At 56.7% G+C, this 15325-nt stretch carries 16 protein-coding genes and 4 pseudogenes; 12 read left to right on the top strand and 8 right to left on the bottom strand.

The window, feature by feature from the left end; translation table 11 throughout:
• Together ACPYOI_RS29970 and ACPYOI_RS29965 are read left to right on the top strand one after the other, a co-directional pair.
• The coding region (locus ACPYOI_RS29970; protein ID WP_481423742.1) for a hypothetical protein at positions 1-410 on the top strand (410 nt) is incomplete at its 5' end.
• 182 nt (positions 411-592) lie between these two features.
• Complete coding sequence (locus tag ACPYOI_RS29965) at positions 593-1135, top strand: hypothetical protein (RefSeq protein ID WP_481423741.1); 543 nt, start codon at positions 593-595, stop codon at positions 1133-1135.
• Between the two features lie 255 nt (positions 1136-1390).
• Here ACPYOI_RS29965 and ACPYOI_RS29960 read toward each other — a convergent pair.
• Positions 1391-1480: pseudogene (locus tag ACPYOI_RS29960) on the bottom strand (CsbD family protein); the annotation flags it as partial.
• Between the two features lie 546 nt (positions 1481-2026).
• Positions 2027-2236, bottom strand: a complete 210-nt coding sequence (locus tag ACPYOI_RS29955) for a hypothetical protein (RefSeq protein ID WP_481415842.1) — start codon at positions 2234-2236, stop codon at positions 2027-2029.
• A 145-nt stretch (positions 2237-2381) separates the two neighbouring features.
• Between ACPYOI_RS29955 and ACPYOI_RS29950 the strand changes: the two genes are divergently transcribed.
• From ACPYOI_RS29950 to ACPYOI_RS29940, 3 genes are all read left to right on the top strand, one after another.
• Complete coding sequence (locus ACPYOI_RS29950; protein ID WP_481415841.1) at positions 2382-2618, top strand: BON domain-containing protein; 237 nt, start codon at positions 2382-2384, stop codon at positions 2616-2618.
• Between the two features lie 460 nt (positions 2619-3078).
• On the top strand, positions 3079-3225 hold the full coding sequence (locus ACPYOI_RS29945; protein ID WP_481415840.1) for a hypothetical protein: 147 nt from the start codon (positions 3079-3081) through the stop codon (positions 3223-3225).
• A gap of 143 nt (positions 3226-3368) precedes the next feature.
• Complete coding sequence (locus tag ACPYOI_RS29940; RefSeq protein ID WP_481423740.1) at positions 3369-3593, top strand: hypothetical protein; 225 nt, start codon at positions 3369-3371, stop codon at positions 3591-3593.
• 999 nt (positions 3594-4592) lie between these two features.
• On the opposite strand, the gene ACPYOI_RS29935 is transcribed toward ACPYOI_RS29940, so the two are convergent.
• The gene (locus ACPYOI_RS29935) at positions 4593-4817 is read right to left on the bottom strand and encodes a hypothetical protein (RefSeq protein ID WP_481415838.1); all 225 of its coding nucleotides are present in this window, start codon (positions 4815-4817) and stop codon (positions 4593-4595) included.
• 793 nt (positions 4818-5610) lie between these two features.
• Between ACPYOI_RS29935 and ACPYOI_RS29930 the strand changes: the two genes are divergently transcribed.
• A complete protein-coding gene (locus ACPYOI_RS29930; protein ID WP_481415837.1) occupies positions 5611-6159 on the top strand; it encodes a Crp/Fnr family transcriptional regulator in 549 nt (182 codons plus the stop codon).
• Between the two features lie 132 nt (positions 6160-6291).
• On the opposite strand, the gene ACPYOI_RS29925 is transcribed toward ACPYOI_RS29930, so the two are convergent.
• The 3 genes from ACPYOI_RS29925 to ACPYOI_RS29915 form a co-directional block, all read right to left on the bottom strand.
• Positions 6292-6801 (bottom strand): ferritin-like domain-containing protein, encoded by a 510-nt coding sequence (locus ACPYOI_RS29925; RefSeq protein WP_481415836.1) that lies wholly within the window; start codon positions 6799-6801, stop codon positions 6292-6294.
• A gap of 157 nt (positions 6802-6958) precedes the next feature.
• Positions 6959-7366, bottom strand: coding sequence for a low affinity iron permease family protein (locus tag ACPYOI_RS29920; protein WP_481415835.1), 408 nt, complete (start codon positions 7364-7366; stop codon positions 6959-6961).
• 361 nt (positions 7367-7727) lie between these two features.
• On the bottom strand, positions 7728-8780 hold the full coding sequence (locus ACPYOI_RS29915; RefSeq protein WP_481415834.1) for a YeiH family protein: 1053 nt from the start codon (positions 8778-8780) through the stop codon (positions 7728-7730).
• 204 nt (positions 8781-8984) lie between these two features.
• On the opposite strand from ACPYOI_RS29915, the gene ACPYOI_RS29910 reads away from it, so the two are divergent.
• On the top strand, positions 8985-9857 hold the full coding sequence (locus ACPYOI_RS29910; protein ID WP_481415833.1) for a LysR family transcriptional regulator: 873 nt from the start codon (positions 8985-8987) through the stop codon (positions 9855-9857).
• Between the two features lie 94 nt (positions 9858-9951).
• On the opposite strand, the gene ACPYOI_RS29905 is transcribed toward ACPYOI_RS29910, so the two are convergent.
• Positions 9952-11016: an FAD-binding oxidoreductase gene (locus ACPYOI_RS29905; protein ID WP_481423743.1), complete on the bottom strand. Its 1065-nt coding sequence runs from the start codon at positions 11014-11016 to the stop codon at positions 9952-9954.
• A gap of 371 nt (positions 11017-11387) precedes the next feature.
• On the opposite strand from ACPYOI_RS29905, the gene ACPYOI_RS29900 reads away from it, so the two are divergent.
• From ACPYOI_RS29900 to ACPYOI_RS29885, 4 genes and pseudogenes are all read left to right on the top strand, one after another.
• Entirely contained in the window at positions 11388-12470 is a 1083-nt protein-coding gene (locus ACPYOI_RS29900; RefSeq protein ID WP_481415832.1) for an amidohydrolase family protein, read from the top strand.
• Positions 12471-12481: 11 nt separating this feature from the next.
• Positions 12482-12835, top strand: coding sequence for a Rieske (2Fe-2S) protein (locus ACPYOI_RS29895; protein ID WP_481415831.1), 354 nt, complete (start codon positions 12482-12484; stop codon positions 12833-12835).
• 160 nt (positions 12836-12995) lie between these two features.
• Positions 12996-13214: pseudogene (locus ACPYOI_RS29890) on the top strand (aldehyde dehydrogenase family protein); the annotation flags it as partial.
• Between the two features lie 199 nt (positions 13215-13413).
• Entirely contained in the window at positions 13414-14418 is a 1005-nt protein-coding gene (locus ACPYOI_RS29885) for an ABC transporter substrate-binding protein (protein WP_481415830.1), read from the top strand.
• A gap of 160 nt (positions 14419-14578) precedes the next feature.
• On the opposite strand, the pseudogene ACPYOI_RS29880 reads toward ACPYOI_RS29885, so the two are convergent.
• Positions 14579-14760 (bottom strand): annotated as a pseudogene (locus ACPYOI_RS29880) (transposase); the annotation flags it as partial.
• Positions 14761-14923: 163 nt separating this feature from the next.
• Here ACPYOI_RS29880 and ACPYOI_RS29875 point away from each other — a divergent pair.
• Positions 14924-15325, top strand: a pseudogene (locus tag ACPYOI_RS29875) (transposase); the annotation flags it as partial.

Below are 15325 nucleotides of genomic sequence, written 5' to 3'. Positions count from 1 at the left end.
CACATCGCACCAGCGTGTCATTCGTGGAGACCAAACTGCGTCCTTGGGCGCGGAACCTTCAGGGCGCAACATTGTTAAGCTCTCAGGAGGAAAGTGCCATGAAGTACACTTCTGTAATCGTAGCTGCCATCGGTATGGCAGCTTTCTCATTCCAGCCGAGTTTCGCCGACTGCCCGGATGTAACTGGATCGGTAAACAAGGATGGTCGTGGCGGCATTGCCAAAGATGGGTCGCTTGCCCCATTGGAAGGAGCGAAGACCAGCGCGGAGGCCAAAACACCTCAGAAGACTGGCGAGTCCATGCCAATGGGTGCCGATCCTAATCTTGCCACCTCTCAGCAGGACGTCAATGCACAGCAACATGGTGACAAAACCGCGGCGGCGAAAGCCATGGACGACAAGTGTAAATAAGCCGCATTATTGAGGTGGCCGACGGACGCTGGCGGAACTGCTGACGCTGGTGCAACGCTTTTGTGTTGACGACCCTCGTGCCAAGCAGATGGCGGCGACATCCGCGGACGGTGCGGTAAGATCCGACGTCATGTCCTCCGCATCTGAATCCCACTGGTGAACGCCGCGATCAGGCGAAGAAGATGGCACGCACCGCAGCAATACTGAAACTGGCTTTCCTCTGCTTCGCGTCAGATGCACTGGCGGGGGACGCCGGTTCCGCGTTCAATTTTTTCCATCGCCTCTGCTTGTCGCGCGGACCCGACTACGAACGCACCGTCGCGACTGCCGAGACGAGCGGCTGGTTGCCGCTTCCCACGCAGCTGATTGTCGGCATGGCTCCCCTGGCCGATCCGGAGACGGTGGAAGGATGGGCTGTATCTGGCAATGACCTCCCGCAGCGAATGATCTTGGGGATTAGTAAACACACTCTGAACGCCAAGGTGGTGTATGCCTGCACCATTCTCGTTTTCGGTATCGACAGCACCCAATTCGAGAAGGCTTTCGTCCAACGGACAAATGGCAAGGCAATTCAACAATTCCGCGGCGCGACACACGTTCACAAGCTTTATAATTTGGTTTTAAGCGGCCACAGGGAACTCGTCACCCTCACTGTTCCTGCGGAGTCGAATGGCGCGGATGACCTGATGGCGAGTTCGATCGCGGAAGCAGAATGGGAGAACTGACAGGAACAGGTGCGGACTGCGACGTTCGTTTGCCAGCTGTGAGAAGGAACAGCCTGAAAGACTTCGATGTACCCTTTCGCAAGGGTCCAACAACCCCGACACTGAAGGAATCCTTACAGGTCTGATCCTGGTGATCATCGCATTGCAGGGAATTTTTGTCGCTGAAAAGACCTGGTCGCGGTCTGCGTCAGCAGGGGGCTTCAACCGTCGGAACTGTATCGATAGCAGCAGATCGTAGATAATCTTCGACGCACCGCGATTGTCGGTTGCCTCACCAACCGCCTGCTTAGCCTTGCCGGTCACTTCATTTGCCTTGCCGGAAACCTTGTCGGATGTCGACCCAATTGTTCGTACTCCTTGATGAGAGGGGCATTCGCACGTGTCGCAAGTTACTATCCGATCATTTGCCGGGGAAGTCCATCGCCTGCTGCTTAACGAGCCGCTCTCCTTGCAAACACGCCAGAACGCACATCGTTCCGATCAGTGAAACGAATACGTATCAGAAACCCGGAGACGGCTCTGCGGCTTCCGAGCCGGGGGACGGCTCCTCCGAGCCGCGATCTTGGAGGGAATCGCGCGGGCACGCCGCTTTGCTGTGCTTTCTTCTCCAAATCCTTTTCGATGACCCCGCGGGAGCCCTTCGCAGGATCTTGCTCCGAATGTTCATCGTTGTATGACATGTGTCTTCTCCTTTGAGGAGCGAACGGTACTCACCGCCCTTAGTTCCGCCTCTCATATCCAACGTGCTGATATAATGCTCGCGGCCTTGGTGAGTGCACAATCCGGACGTAAGAAGGGTCAATCGACAGCCGATGACATGGGCGCTGTCGTCAAGGGTGGCCAGAGTGCCCTAGCCCCAAGACAGAAAAGAAGGACAAGATGTCTTCCGCCTCAGTATTTTCCACCCCCGAGTTCGATCGGCTCGATGATATTCTCGAAGGCGCTGGCATGCAGCATTTCAGCGACCAGAAGCAACAGGCCGTCAGGGATCTGGCGGCGCGGGTTCTGATCGAGCAGTTCCGGAAAGACGCCGCGCAGGAGTGAGCGTACCCGTTCTGGCGGCAAATCGAACATGCGCCGCCGGGTGGTACGCCAGTGCATTTCTTAGCTGTTCGCCTCGCGATTTTTCGCGGCGAGCGACGTTTTCTGGCCAACTCAAGATGGAGGCACCATGCCATACGAACGAAACGTGTTTCAAGATCATCGAGAACCGAGAAGGCTGCGGTCTCGGCGTCATTTGCACCTTGTGGGAAGACCATTTTACCCCGTACCGGACGACCGCGACCTCGTCGATGCGGTCGAAAATGCCTTGGAGCAGGCGGGTGGTTTGGATTGCGCCTACATCTTCGTCTCCGCCGACGGCTCCGACGTAACCTTGAACGGTTGGGTTACGGCAAAGCGTGAAATCGCTAGGTCTACCGAGGTCGCGGCGCTTGTACGCGGCGTGCAGTCTGTCAGGAACGACCTATCCCAATCACTGTGACGGTTACCCGCTTGACGACGAGTCCGCCAACCGCAAGGTGCCAAGGGCCTCATGATCGACTGCGGAGGGTTTCGACGAACGCGTGGTTAGCGATGGAGCATGGCCTTCGTGCTTCATTTTCGCCGACGAAGCGCTTTTCCAAAGCTCCGCCCAGAACCACAAGGACGTTTACGACGCGATCGTCGCCAAAGATGCAAAAGCCGCTGTAGAGGCGCTGCAGAGAGACATATCGGAAGGCTATATCTTCTAAGCGCACCGCGCCGGCTGATCTTGCGATGGCAGCCCCATGGACTGGAGTGGATACGAGCCGCGGGCTAAAGGTACTTAGTCATCACCCGCCAGCGCCCGTTTCAGAAGCTGCCGATAGCTTACAAGTGGTGTACCAACAGAACAATTGCAATGTGCCCCCTGCGTTTCCCGAGCTGTTGGAGAGGCGGCGAAAAGGGCGATGACTTAAGAGATGGGAAATCAGCGCCTGAGACCGGAAGATCGGGGAGAACCGCGCGAGCCGGGATGGGGAATGTGGCTGCTGATGGCGCTGGCCACGCTTGGGACGATTGCCGGTGTTATCCGCAGCTTGGCGGCGCTGTTCGGCCTTCTCGGCTGAGGCTCGCGCATAATGCTTATTGCCCAGGAACAAACGGGCTCCAGATTCCGAGTATATTCTGGGAACGAGCCATGAGCAAAAAACGTCGAGAGGTTTGGGGAGCTTTCACACGCCTCCCACCGTCATCAAGGATCGCTGCTGACGTGGACGACCCCGCCCTAATTTGCGCATCTGCCGTTTCCCTTTCCACATCAGCACTCTTTTCGGCGCTGATGCTGCATCTGGAACACAAGAGCATCCTGTCCGCAGAGGATCACCAAGCAATTTATCAGCTCGCGGCCTCCCTGCTGGACACCGATCCAGCCGACGACGGCGGCGTGACAGAGCTCGCGCGCGAGATTATCGAACAGCAGCTTCGGCACAATTGAGTACGCGACCAGACCGGAACAGCAGCGGCATCTCGACGTTAAGTGTTTGGGATCGCGTGGCGTGACTTACTGTTTTGCCTCTTCCTTGCCCTCTGGAAGGCCGCGCGATCCTCTGGATCAGTTTCCGGCGCACCGGAACATCATCGATACGATCGGGGTTAACCCAGCGGATCGCGCGGATGGCACGCCCTGCCAGACGCGCGTCCAGCCAGCAGTGCTGGCGAGCTGGCCCTGTCCCCTCCTTAGCAGCAGGGCCTTCTTTTTGCTCCGAACCGGAACATTGCTACGGCTTGAGGGTTGGAGCTGTTGGGATCGCGTGGTCGATCTCTTCCGGTCCCTTCCGTTACCTCATACGGAAAGCCGCGCGGTCCTCCTTTTCGTATCCCAAACTGCCCCGCTTCGGCGGGGCTTCTCTTTTGACTGTACGGTACCGGACCGGAACGGTCGCCTATCCCGAGCGTTGAGGTGACGGCCGCGCGGTAGACTCTCCTTACCTCAGTCGCCCAGTGATGTCGGATCGCAGCGCTCATCCTGGGGCCGCGCGGTCACCTTTTCCCCGTGACCTGCCCCGCTTCGGCGGGGCATTTTTTTAGGAACATTCCGGAACCAGCCTTGTTTGGCGCGCCTGGGGTGCGCGGCAGTTCTTCTGTTCAACCGGGATGACACCCCTCTCCGGGTGCCGCGTGGTCAATCCCGCGCTGAATGGCTAGGGGATACAGGAGGCGCGGCAAGGGCTCGCTTTTCCGTAGGGCGGGCCCTTCGATCCTAACCCTTATTGATTATTGACGCGCAGGCCCGCCGGAGCTTTATTTTAAAGCTGTAGCCGCCAAGCTCAGCACTTAGCCGCGCGTCCGCGCTCCAACATAGTCCGACGCCGTGGTTTGCGACAGGGCTCGCCTTTTCTGACACGTTTGGACGAGCCCTGGTCGTAACTATTGCGCTGCCGACCCCATTTGCCGGCAGAGAGCCGCTGACGCTCGATGCGATCGATCCGCTCTCTCAGATCAAGCAGTATATCCCTTGCACCGTAGACATTGCCTGCGCCTGTTTGACGTCGTCGAGTTGTCGCTGCTGATCGGTAAACCGCTGGTCATAGCTGGCGAAGACGCGATCGAGCTCTTCCCGCGGCACCTGGGCGTCACGAAGCTCTTTCACGCTGCCGTCCGTCCTGACGCAATCCTCAGCGCTTCGCTGTGTGCGCCATTCGAGCTCGCTCTGCGTCACCATCTTGTCCGCGAGGACTCCGACGGATTGCTTCAGGTCGCTGGTTGCCTCCCGGATCGGGAGATAGGCAGGGCCGTATAACAGGGAACGACCTTCACCGCTGGTGCTCGGGAACTCGGCTAATGGTGTTGGGCTACGTCAGTGGGGTCACCGACATGACTGGGTTCCTGACGGTTGGAGTTCTTGGTTCGGTAACGGTAGCGTACAAAAAGACGCCCCGCCGAAGCGGAGCAACCTGATCCAAGGATCGCGCGGCCGCCCAGAAAGGGCGCGGAAGGGTTTATGAGCCCACCACGGGATGCCAAATAAATTAAATGGTCGCGTTTCGCGAATGTTCCAGTCCGAACGCCGCCAAAAAAAAAGGCCCTGCCGAAGCAGGGCCAGTGCTTACCGATCGCGTCCGCTACGATCGGGGGCAACGCTGATGATTTGGAATTTTCCGGTTCGGTGGCGTACCTCAAAAAGCGACCTCAAAGCGAGAGTACTCGCTTGGTACGGTATCGCACATTAGGCGTTGCTTCAGATAGGCCAGCAGCATACTCTCTATGGCGTCGGCTGAATGATCTTGGCTGTCAGCCGCTTGGGAGACAATCTGCTCTCGCCCATTTGTTGGGAGGGGGAAAATGTCTGATCGGGAAACGACCTCGAATATCCTTATTTCGGTCATGGACGACGAAGCAGCTTGGGGCGTTCTGAAAGCATCCGCGCGCGTCGAGCTTGAGGTCCACCAAAAATTGCAGAGGCCACATATCCCCATCGATACGTCTATTTCCTGGAATCCGGCGTTACGTCGATGGTCGCCGACGCCGGCGGCAAGGTGGAGATCGAAACAGGCGTCGTCGGAAAAGAGGGCATGGTTGGAACATCTGTGCTCTCGGGTCGAAACCAATCCCCCCATAGACTGTTCGTCCAGATTGCTGGGGCCGCTCAACGTCTGCCGGTCGACGAAATGCACCGGTTGGTCCACGAAAGACCAACTTTGCTGGACCTGCTCATCCGTTACATGCAGACTGTGCACGTCCAAGCGACCTACACCGCGCTTGCGAACGGGAAAGGAACTATCGTGCAGCGGCTGGCTCGCTGGCTCCTGATGTGTCAGGACCGCATCGGCAGTTCTGAAATCGCCCTATCCCACGAGTTCTTGTCGCTCATGCTTGGTGTTCGGCGGTCCGGAGTAACGAGCGCGCTGCACATCCTTGAAGGGGAGTTGCTCGTTAAGCCGCAACGGGGCATCTGCGTCATTAAAGAGCGCACCGGTCTGATGGCCGTTGCCGGCGGCCTCTACGGAGTGCCCGAGGCCGAATACGCCCGGCTCATTGGCGAGGCGATCGCGTTACCGTAAGCGGCTGTGGAACGCTCCTCAGAGGGCCGGTCACGCCAGTCCTTTCTGGAGCTATGATATTCACCCGGATACTTGCCCGCCGGTTCAAGTCTATCTCTGATAGTTTTATGGTCACGCTCTGCAGCGCACTAGTCAGCGCTTGGCAGTCATGTCCGCTTCATCTCGCGACAGGAATTGCCGTGTGACTTCATCCAGATGATCGGAAAGCCACTCCGCCATGGCGGCTTCCTCGGCTAGAATGCCTTCGCAAGCCGCTTTCGTTTCGGCATCGCCAACGACATCCGCCGCCGCAATCAGGATGCGATAGCTTGCGATTTCCATATGCTCGAACGTGTAGCTGGCGAGCGAGCCTTTGACCACCTCGTCACTGGCGAACACGCCGCTCATTCCCTGTGCCGTCGCCGTCAATTTGCCGGCTGCATCCTTCAGCGATGAAGACCCGCCACCAACACGGTCTAAGCACGCCAGCAGGACCTCTTCCTGGCGTTTCGTCTCTTCGATGTGCTGGCCGATTCTTGCTTTCAGTGCCGGATAGTGTTCCAGGCGCTTGAGCTGCGAGTTGAGCATGGTTATCGCCTGCTCCTCCATTGCATGGGCATCGCGAAGCCAAGCAATCAAGTTTTCACGGGGTTCCGTAGCCATTGTTGCTTCTCCTCCATTAGATCATGATCAACATGGCACTTGATAAATTGTTCCGCTGTCGAAGCATTGTCCAACGGCCGTGGAGCCGAACCTGGCGAGCAGCCCGGTCAGAGCGTCGCGATCGCCTCTTCAATCAAGCGAAGTAAAACAACTGCAGTCAGGCCGATGCCTTATCGCGCTCCGATGCTTTGTCGGCGACGTCTTCCATACGTTCTGCTTGGTCAGAAAGTGCCTTGCTCATCCGTCGCAAGGCGTCTTCGTCGAGCTTCTCGATGCCGACGAACTTGTTCTGCGCCTGAGACGTTAGGATCAGCTCGTCGAGCTTTGCCTGTAATGCCTTGCCATCTCGGTTCTGACTGTTCTGCAGGACGAAGACCATTAGGAAGGTGATGATCGTCGTACTGGTATTGATGACTAGCTGCCAAGTTTCTGAGAATCCGAACAAAGGACCGGAAACCGCCCAGACCGAAACCAGAGCTACGGCTAGCACGAAGGTTGCAGGTTTACCTGAGAGGTCGGCCACGGCAGTCGCGAAGAGGGAGAAAACCTTTGATTTGCCGGACATGGGGCCTCGTGAAACAGTTGCATGTGCACTATCAACGTCCTGTCCGCGGATGAAGTTCCTAGCTGGGCTGCGTAGGGCCGCGCCCGAACGATGTCGCGGTTAATGAATTGCGAGAGGATCAGGTGCCGCGCACGGAGCTCGACCGAGTGATTGCCGGATGCGACCAACGGCTCCTGGATCAACAGCGGCAGCTCGACGGTGTCACGCAGGCTGAGCGCAACGTCTATGGTGAGAGGGATATGGCAACGTGGCAGCCGCCGCGCATCCTTCGCCACATGGGGAGGGATTTAGACCCAGCCTGCTATCTGCTGCTCATAAAATCCCATTGGTCTCAATATTGCGGAGCGACCAAGTCGCCGATTTAGCCTCTGTGCAAGATGAGGCCGACCACGATAAAGACCGCAAGAAATGCTGTCGCCAACAGCGCGAGAGCAATGACCGACGGTCTTACGCCGGCGAACTCCCTCACCGACGTCTTCAACCCGACGGCTGCTAGCGCGGTCAGTATTGCCCACCGCGATAGATCGGTAGCAAAGTCTGCGAGTGCCGCCGGCAAAATCCCCAACGATTTGAATGCAGAGAGAAACGCGAAGCCCAGGACAAAACCTGGTATCAGCCGGCTCAAGTTTCGCAGCTTCTGGCGATCACCTGCTCCCATTGCTGTTACCAATATAGACGTGCCGATCAACATAGGAGTCAGCAAGCCCACACGAATGATCTTGACGATGGTCGCGATCTCGCCGGCCTCATCCGAGATCGAAAATCCGGCGCCTACAACTTGGGCAACGTCATGGACCGTTCCGCCGACGAACACGCCGGACTCTTGGGCGTTAAACTGCAGCTGGGTTGCTAGCATTGGATATAGAACCATTGCGGAGGTCGACAGAACGGTTATCACCACAATCGTCAGAGTGAGATCTCTATCGCTGTTCTTTCGTTGCGGAAGCACGGCGTTCAAAGCCGCAGCGGCCGAGGCACCGCAGATCGCAACGGCACCTCCCGTCAAAAGCGAGAGCCGCCAATCCATACCAGTGATTTTACCTGCAATCATTGCGAACAATATCGTCGAAACAACAGCGGCGATTACCAGACAGAGCAAGCCAGCCCCAAGATCGCTCAGGATTCCGAGCGATACCCGTGCACCCAGCATTGCCACTCCCAAGCGAAGCACAAGGCGACTCGTCAGATGGATGCCCGCCACGGTCTTACTACCGTCTTCCGAAAGGAAGCTGAGAGACATCCCCAACAGGAGCGCCATCAACGTCGCGGGCGCGCCATAGTGGTCGGAAAGAAATTGCGCGGAGATTGCGATCACTGTCGCTACGGCGACGCCGGGAAAATACTTCACCGCAGACCCCGAGAACGATCGAGCTGCTTGGAGACTCGTGGCGAACTGTCCGGTTTGATCGACCACGGTTCAATCCATCGCTCTGACACAGACGATGTCAATTGAGTCTGACGGCGGAAACATAGAATTTTGGCAATCGCAACTGACAATAAACATCATTCTCTCCTAAGCGGCTTCGGCGGGATATCGGAGCGACCCAAGATGACAACATTTCTTTGCTATGATAAACGCAACCGGAAACACGATATTAATCGCCATCTGCGATCGAAGATGAACCTGGACCTTATCGACACTTTCCTTGACCTGCTCGAGACGCGCAATTTCAATCGAACCGCCGAGCGGCTTGAAACCACGCAGTCCACCATCAGCGGGCGCGTCAAGGCGCTGGAGCAGGCTGTCGGAGTGAAACTCTTTCATCGCGGCCGCGCTGGTGCGATCCCGACGCCGTCCGGCCTTCGATTTGAACAGCATGCATGGACGCTGAAAGCAGGCTGGGCACATGCCCGCCGAGACATCGGAGGGCTCGAGCGTTATGAGGGTTCCCTGCGAGTCTCCGGGCAGTTCACCTTGATGCGGACGCTCTTCCTGGACTGGATCGCGGAACTGCACGCGACCAACAAGCGCCTCGCGCTGCACTTGGAAGCGGATTATTCGGCGCAAATCATCTCTGATCTTGCCAACGGCGCAATCGACATCGGCGTGGTGTTCGCTCCGAAGTTCCTCCAGGATCTCAGCATCGAGGAGATTGGCGCTCAGCGGCTCGTGATGGTGTCAACCGAGTTCGACCACCTGGCCGATGTCTCTACCGAGCGGTACATCCGAGCCTCCTATACGAGCTACATCGAACGTGCGCATGCCGAACTCCTGCCCCATCTCGCCCATCCGGCTCTAACCGTCGGTTATGAGGAATTGGCCGTCGGCATAATGAAACGCTTCGGAGGTACAACCTATCTCCCCGAATACCTTCTTGATTATCTCGCAGGCTCAGGTGTTTCGGCGAAGCTCGTGGCCGACGCTCCCGAAATTCATCAGCCGGTGTATGTGGCGACGCAGAGACGCCGCAAGCACGACCCCTTGGTGCACCGGGCAATCCTCGCACTCAAGAGCGTTGCGGGCCATCATTTTCAATCTCTTACAAGCTAATGCCCGAGACATCAGTCCCACTCGTCACCTCGTGAAGAGCTACTCAATGACCCAGCGTCCTTCTACCCGGTTCCCCTGATCGGTGGTGCCGCTTTCAAGCATCTATGGATACAGACCCCAAGGGCCAACTGCAGCACGCCAATACGTACCCTTGCGACTTTTCGAACTCCGGCAGTCCACCAAGATCCTTCATATCCACTATTCCCTGCGTCAATCTCACCTTGCAGCTTCCACAAACACCCTGCTGACAGGAACTGCCGATCCAGATGCCGGCGTTTAGAGCCGCGGCGAGGAGGGTCTCTCCCGGTGCGCAAAATCCGCGTGTGCCCGAGAGTGAGAAGTAAACTTCGCCACCCACCCCCTCTGCTTCTTCGATCAAGATCTTTTCGCCGAAGCTCTCCTCGTGTAGCGCCCCGATCTGCACCTCGGCAGCCATGGTCCGAGCTGCCTTCATGAAACCCTCCGGACCGCACATGAAAATCTCCCGTTCGGCGAGGTCCGGAACGAGCGACTGCATCAAGGCTGCACTGAGTTTACCTGTCTGCACACGGCAGCAAGGCTCCTCGCCAGTGTCGTCTACCACGAGATGCACCTTAACATTACGAAAACGCTTCGCGATGAATTCAAGCTGGTCTCGGAAGATGATGTCTTTTGGAGTTCGGGCAAAATAAACGAATTCCACGTCGGTCTGATCGACGATGTCGGTTATGTATTGCAGCATCGACATGACCGGTGTCACGCCCGCCCCCCCGGAGAGGAAGAGCGGTTTCTTGGATGGGATATCGAGGTAATTGAAGTCACCTCCAATGTCGGCAATCTCGACAGACATCCCGGGGCGCATCTGGTCATTCAGCCAGTTCGAGACGAGCCCGCCCGGGACGCGCTTGACAGTAATCTGGATATTGTGGGGGCGGGTCGGGGTTGAGGAAATCGAATAGGTGCGAGGACAGAGTTTTCCGTCGATGTTAAACTTGAAGCTCCCATATTGGCCGGGCTTGAAATCGAAGCTCCTGCTTTGGCTGTCTTCAAACGCGAACGTGCGGCTGTCGTGCGTCTCGTCGACTACTGCCTTGCATACCAGTGTTGCTGGGCCGCCTCGGTAGCATGGCTGCTGGTTGGCAGAGCGAAGAGAGAAGGGAAAGCTTGTTTCCATTAGCATCATGCGCACCTCTGATTGGATAGCATAGCTATATCAAGTTCCACGAAGCGGATTGAGCGAGCAAACGTCGCTTTTTCAATCGGTAAATTCGATTGGTCGAAAACGCGCTTGCCTGCTGATAATGCACCCGGCGCTGCCGGACCCGTCTTCCTAGCCCCTCTGCCAACCCACAATGAAATGCTGCTTAGAAGCACGCGCGGTTTCGCCCGGCGGAGTTACGGCAGTTCCCGCCGATGCTAGGCTCTGCTGTAGATCGTAAATTACGATCAATAACGCTGGTTCACCTCCGTTTATCGAAGGCGGCGTTTGCTGTCATATGTGGCGGCGGTCATTACCCACATAGAGCGTGGACCCTTTGGGGAGGAAATATCTTGTTCATCGTCGATGTCGATTGTCACAACTACTGGTGCAGCGCGACTGTCCTGGAGCCGTATATGGACGGCTTCTTCAAGGACATGTTTGTTCGTGGCGAAAAGACGGGTCCACGCGGCGCCTTTCCGCACGGTCACCGTCCGTGGTTTCACCCCGAGGGTTTCTCGCGCTATGACGTCAACCCGATCGAGGAGGACGACAATTACGCGATCATGAAGGAAAAACACCTCGACAAATACAATATCGACGTGGCAATCCTGACCGGCGACGAGCCGATCGAGGCGTCGACCTTGGCGAACCCCTATTACGCCAATGCACTTTGTAAGGCTTACAACGATTACATGATTGACTATTGGTTGCCCAAGGACAGCCGATTCTGGGGGTCGATAGTTGTTGCGCCGCAGGATCCAAAACTGGCAGCAGACGAAATCCGGCGCCTCGGCTCTCATCCTCGAATCGTCCAGGTCCTGGTAAGCCACGGTGCTCAGCGGCCTTACGGTGACCCATTTTATCATCCCATTTACGAGGCTTGCGCTGAAGTAGGGCTGCCGTTCGCCATGCACCTTGGTGGTCAGGGCGGCGTGAACTCGACCGCTATCGGAGCGGGACCTTCGACCTTCTTCTGGGAAACTCACGCTATCCTTCCGCAATCTGCCATGACACATATGGCTTCCTTGATCGCCCAGGGGGTCTTTGAAAAATGGCCCGGCCTCAAAGTCGTGATCATCGAGTGCGGGGTGGCGTGGGTCCCATCGGTCCTATGGAGACTGGACGCCAACTATAAGGCGTTGCGCAAGGAGACACCTTGGTTGAAGCGCTTGCCCTCGGAATACTTCAGGTCGAACATTCGCATGTCTACCCAGCCTCTTGAGCAAGCGGACAATGTCCAGCACCTTTGGGCAACCCTGGAGGCAATGGATGGCGAAAATACGCTGCTCTTCGCGTCCGACTATCCGCACTGGGACTATGATGACGTCACAAAGCTGCACATCCCCCCTGCTTGGCGGGAGAAGATACTGGGTCTGAATGCACTAGACATTTACCGGCGCATTCCGCGACCAACGGCGATGGCAGCAGAGTAAAGGAGACAGCAATGGCTTCAAAGCAGTTTGCTTGCAAGGCTTCGGAAGTTCCTTCTGAAGCCGCTAAAATCGTTACGCTCGGCAATTTGTCACTTGGTATCTTCAGGCTCAAGGGCAGATACCACGCGCTTCTGAACATATGCCCCCACAAGGGAGCTGCGCTTTGCCAGGGTCCCGTCTGCGGGACCACGAAGCGGACGGACAAGGCAGAGTTCGTCTATGACCGGGCAGGAGAGTTGGTCCGCTGCGCCTGGCACGGTTGGGAGTTCGATATCAAGACCGGGGAATTCCTCGTCGATCCCCGTGTGAAAGCGCGGACCTTCCCGGTGTCGGTTGAAAATGACGAGATCTTCGTTCACCTCTAACGATCAAGGCGTCGCCGATGTGCAGTTATCAGCCTGTAGAGGGGGCGACGCCGCGCTATCACCCGGCCGGATCGCATTTTATCCACGGCAGATTTACAAAACATAGCACTGGTCCTGAAATCATTTTCGTCACTGCTGCGAACGGAGAGATTACGAGAAGGACGTGGTCGCTAGAGCCAACGCGAGGGAACTTGGACTGGCAGCAGGCATATTCACAAGAGAACTCGCTCGCGGACACCGACTGACGGCCCAGCTCAAAGCTGGGACAGTTTGGATCAACACTTACAACTTGACGCTTCCCGGTATGCCGTTCGAGGGAATTAAGATCGAGCACCGTCGCGAAAATGGGCATGCCGCAATCGAACCCATACCCAGTTGAAGTTCTGTCTTTGTGAGCATGCAGAGCCAGTCAAAGGGCCGGGACAAAAATCCTGATGCTTCTTGTTGTTCGCACAGGGCACTGACATCAGCGGACAGTGTTCTTCGAAGGGCTCGTCGGAGGCTTGCCAACGGCCACAGCGACTGCGGTCGCGCTGCAAGGCCGAATTGAGGAGAGACCGCTATCTAAGGGGATCAAGATGTTTGGAAAAATGCTTGCCAGCACCTGTCTTGCGGTTGTTAGTCTTACCAGCCTCGCGCACGTCGCGTTTGCAGCAGAATGCGGTGACGTCGTTATCGCGAACATGAACTGGCAATCGGTAGACGTCCTAGCAAACATAGACAAGATCATTCTCGAAAACGGGTACGGGTGTTCCGCAGAGATCACCATCGGTGACACAGTTTCGATCATGACCTCAATGATTGAAAAGGGGGAGCCCGATATAGCCCCTGAGGCATGGCTCAATGCTCTGCCCGACAGTGTCTCAAGCGCCGTTGCCGAAGGAAAGTTGATATCGGCTGGGAACGCATTAAGTGAAGGGGGAATACAGGGATGGTACATCCCAAAGTATATCGCCGACGCCCATCCGGAGATTAAGACGGTTTCCGACGCATTGAAACAGCCGGAACTTTTTCCTGCTCCAGAGGACGCTTCGAAGGGTGCAGTCTTCAATGGTCCATCAGGATGGGGATCATCAATCGCGACCAGCCAATTGTACAAAGCCTACGATGGGGACGCGAAAGGTTTCATGCTGATCGATCCAGGTTCGACGGCGGGTCTAGATGGTTCAATTGCCAAAAACTACGAGCGCAAGATCGGCTGGCTGGGCTATTATTGGTCGCCCACGTCGTTGCTCGGCAAGTATCCCATGGTCAAGCTTGATTTTGATGCGCCTTACGATGCCACGGAATGGAAACGTTGTAACACCGTGGTTGATTGCGAAGACCCCAAAGTAAACGCTTGGCCCACCGACAAAGTGGAGACGCTCGTCACCCCCGGGTTCGCCAAGCGTGCCGGTGCAGCGCTGGACTACCTGAGAAAGCGGCGCTGGGACAACGCCACCCTCAACGAGCTGTTAGCCTGGATGACCGAGAATCAAGCGAGCGGCGAAGACGCCGCAAGATACTTCCTTACGAACAATCCCGATATTTGGACGAAATGGCTTTCTCCCAACGTCGCGGAGAAGATAAAGTCATCGCTTTGACTAAATTTGCAGTTCTCTGCAAAGCCACTGATGACCAATCATCGGTGGCTACTCAGTTATGCACTACGCGAATCGGCCCGCATTCTCGAAGGCTTCTAGCGTAACGTTGGGATTGCCTTTGAGTATGCACCCGCGTGGGGTCGCTCTTTGTGCGAAGTCAGGCGAGGATACGCTTCAGCTTGGCGTTCTCTTCCTCGAGGTGCCGCAGCCACTTCATCTTCGACGGCATCAGACCGGCGTATTTTTGCGCCGATTATAATGGGTCGCGTCAGAAATTCCTGCCTTGCGGCACATCTCGGCGATCGGCGTGCCGTCGTCCGCCTGCTTCAGCACGAAGGCGATCTGCGCCTCCGAAAACTTCGATGCCTTATGGGATTCTCCTCAATGCCCCACAGGGATCATAAGTGGAAAATTCCAGTTCTGAATGGCCCAATTTAAGGGTTGACCTGCCACGGGTAATTTCCTCCGGAATGGATTAGGGTCCGGCCTGTTAAAGGACGGACGAATGAAGAAGCAGCGATTTACGGAAGAGCAGATTATTGCGGTGCTGAAGGAGCAGGAGGCTGGCGCGAAGGCGGCCGACCTCTGCCGTAAGCGCGGGATTTCAGAAGCGACATTTTATAATTGGAAAGCCAAATACGGCGGTATGGAAGTCTCCGAGGCGAAACGGCTGAAGGCGCTCGAGGAAGAGAATGCCAAGCTGAAGAAATTGCTCGCCGAGCAGATGTTGGATTCAGCCGCGCCCCGCGAGCTTCTATCAAAAAAATGGTAGGGCCTGTCGCCAAGCGTGAAGCCGTCACGCATCTGAAGGCCGCCATGCTCTTTCAGAGCGGCGGGCCTGCCAGATTGTATCCGCTGACCGCAAGACGATCCGCTATCGGTCCAGTCGACCGCCGGAGATCGAATT

The sequence above is a fragment of the Rhizobium sp. SVR5-2C genome, from assembly GCF_056755115.1.
Note: the sequence above shows the minus strand (reverse complement) of the source record. Positions and strands in the feature narration are given on the sequence as shown.

Excerpts from the sequence above, each read along its gene's own strand:
- ACPYOI_RS29965 (WP_481423741.1), top strand. The coding sequence starts at position 593 with ATGGCACGCACCGCAGCAATACTGAAACTGGCTTTCCTCTGCTTCGCG.
- ACPYOI_RS29955 (WP_481415842.1), bottom strand. The coding sequence starts at position 2,236 with ATGCACTGGCGTACCACCCGGCGGCGCATGTTCGATTTGCCGCCAGAA.
- ACPYOI_RS29945 (WP_481415840.1), top strand. The coding sequence starts at position 3,079 with ATGGGAAATCAGCGCCTGAGACCGGAAGATCGGGGAGAACCGCGCGAG.
- ACPYOI_RS29930 (WP_481415837.1), top strand. The coding sequence starts at position 5,611 with ATGGTCGCCGACGCCGGCGGCAAGGTGGAGATCGAAACAGGCGTCGTC.
- ACPYOI_RS29925 (WP_481415836.1), bottom strand. The coding sequence starts at position 6,801 with ATGGCTACGGAACCCCGTGAAAACTTGATTGCTTGGCTTCGCGATGCC.
- ACPYOI_RS29920 (WP_481415835.1), bottom strand. The coding sequence starts at position 7,366 with ATGTCCGGCAAATCAAAGGTTTTCTCCCTCTTCGCGACTGCCGTGGCC.
- ACPYOI_RS29910 (WP_481415833.1), top strand. The coding sequence starts at position 8,985 with ATGAACCTGGACCTTATCGACACTTTCCTTGACCTGCTCGAGACGCGC.
- ACPYOI_RS29905 (WP_481423743.1), bottom strand. The coding sequence starts at position 11,016 with ATGCTAATGGAAACAAGCTTTCCCTTCTCTCTTCGCTCTGCCAACCAG.
- ACPYOI_RS29895 (WP_481415831.1), top strand. The coding sequence starts at position 12,482 with ATGGCTTCAAAGCAGTTTGCTTGCAAGGCTTCGGAAGTTCCTTCTGAA.
- ACPYOI_RS29885 (WP_481415830.1), top strand. The coding sequence starts at position 13,414 with ATGTTTGGAAAAATGCTTGCCAGCACCTGTCTTGCGGTTGTTAGTCTT.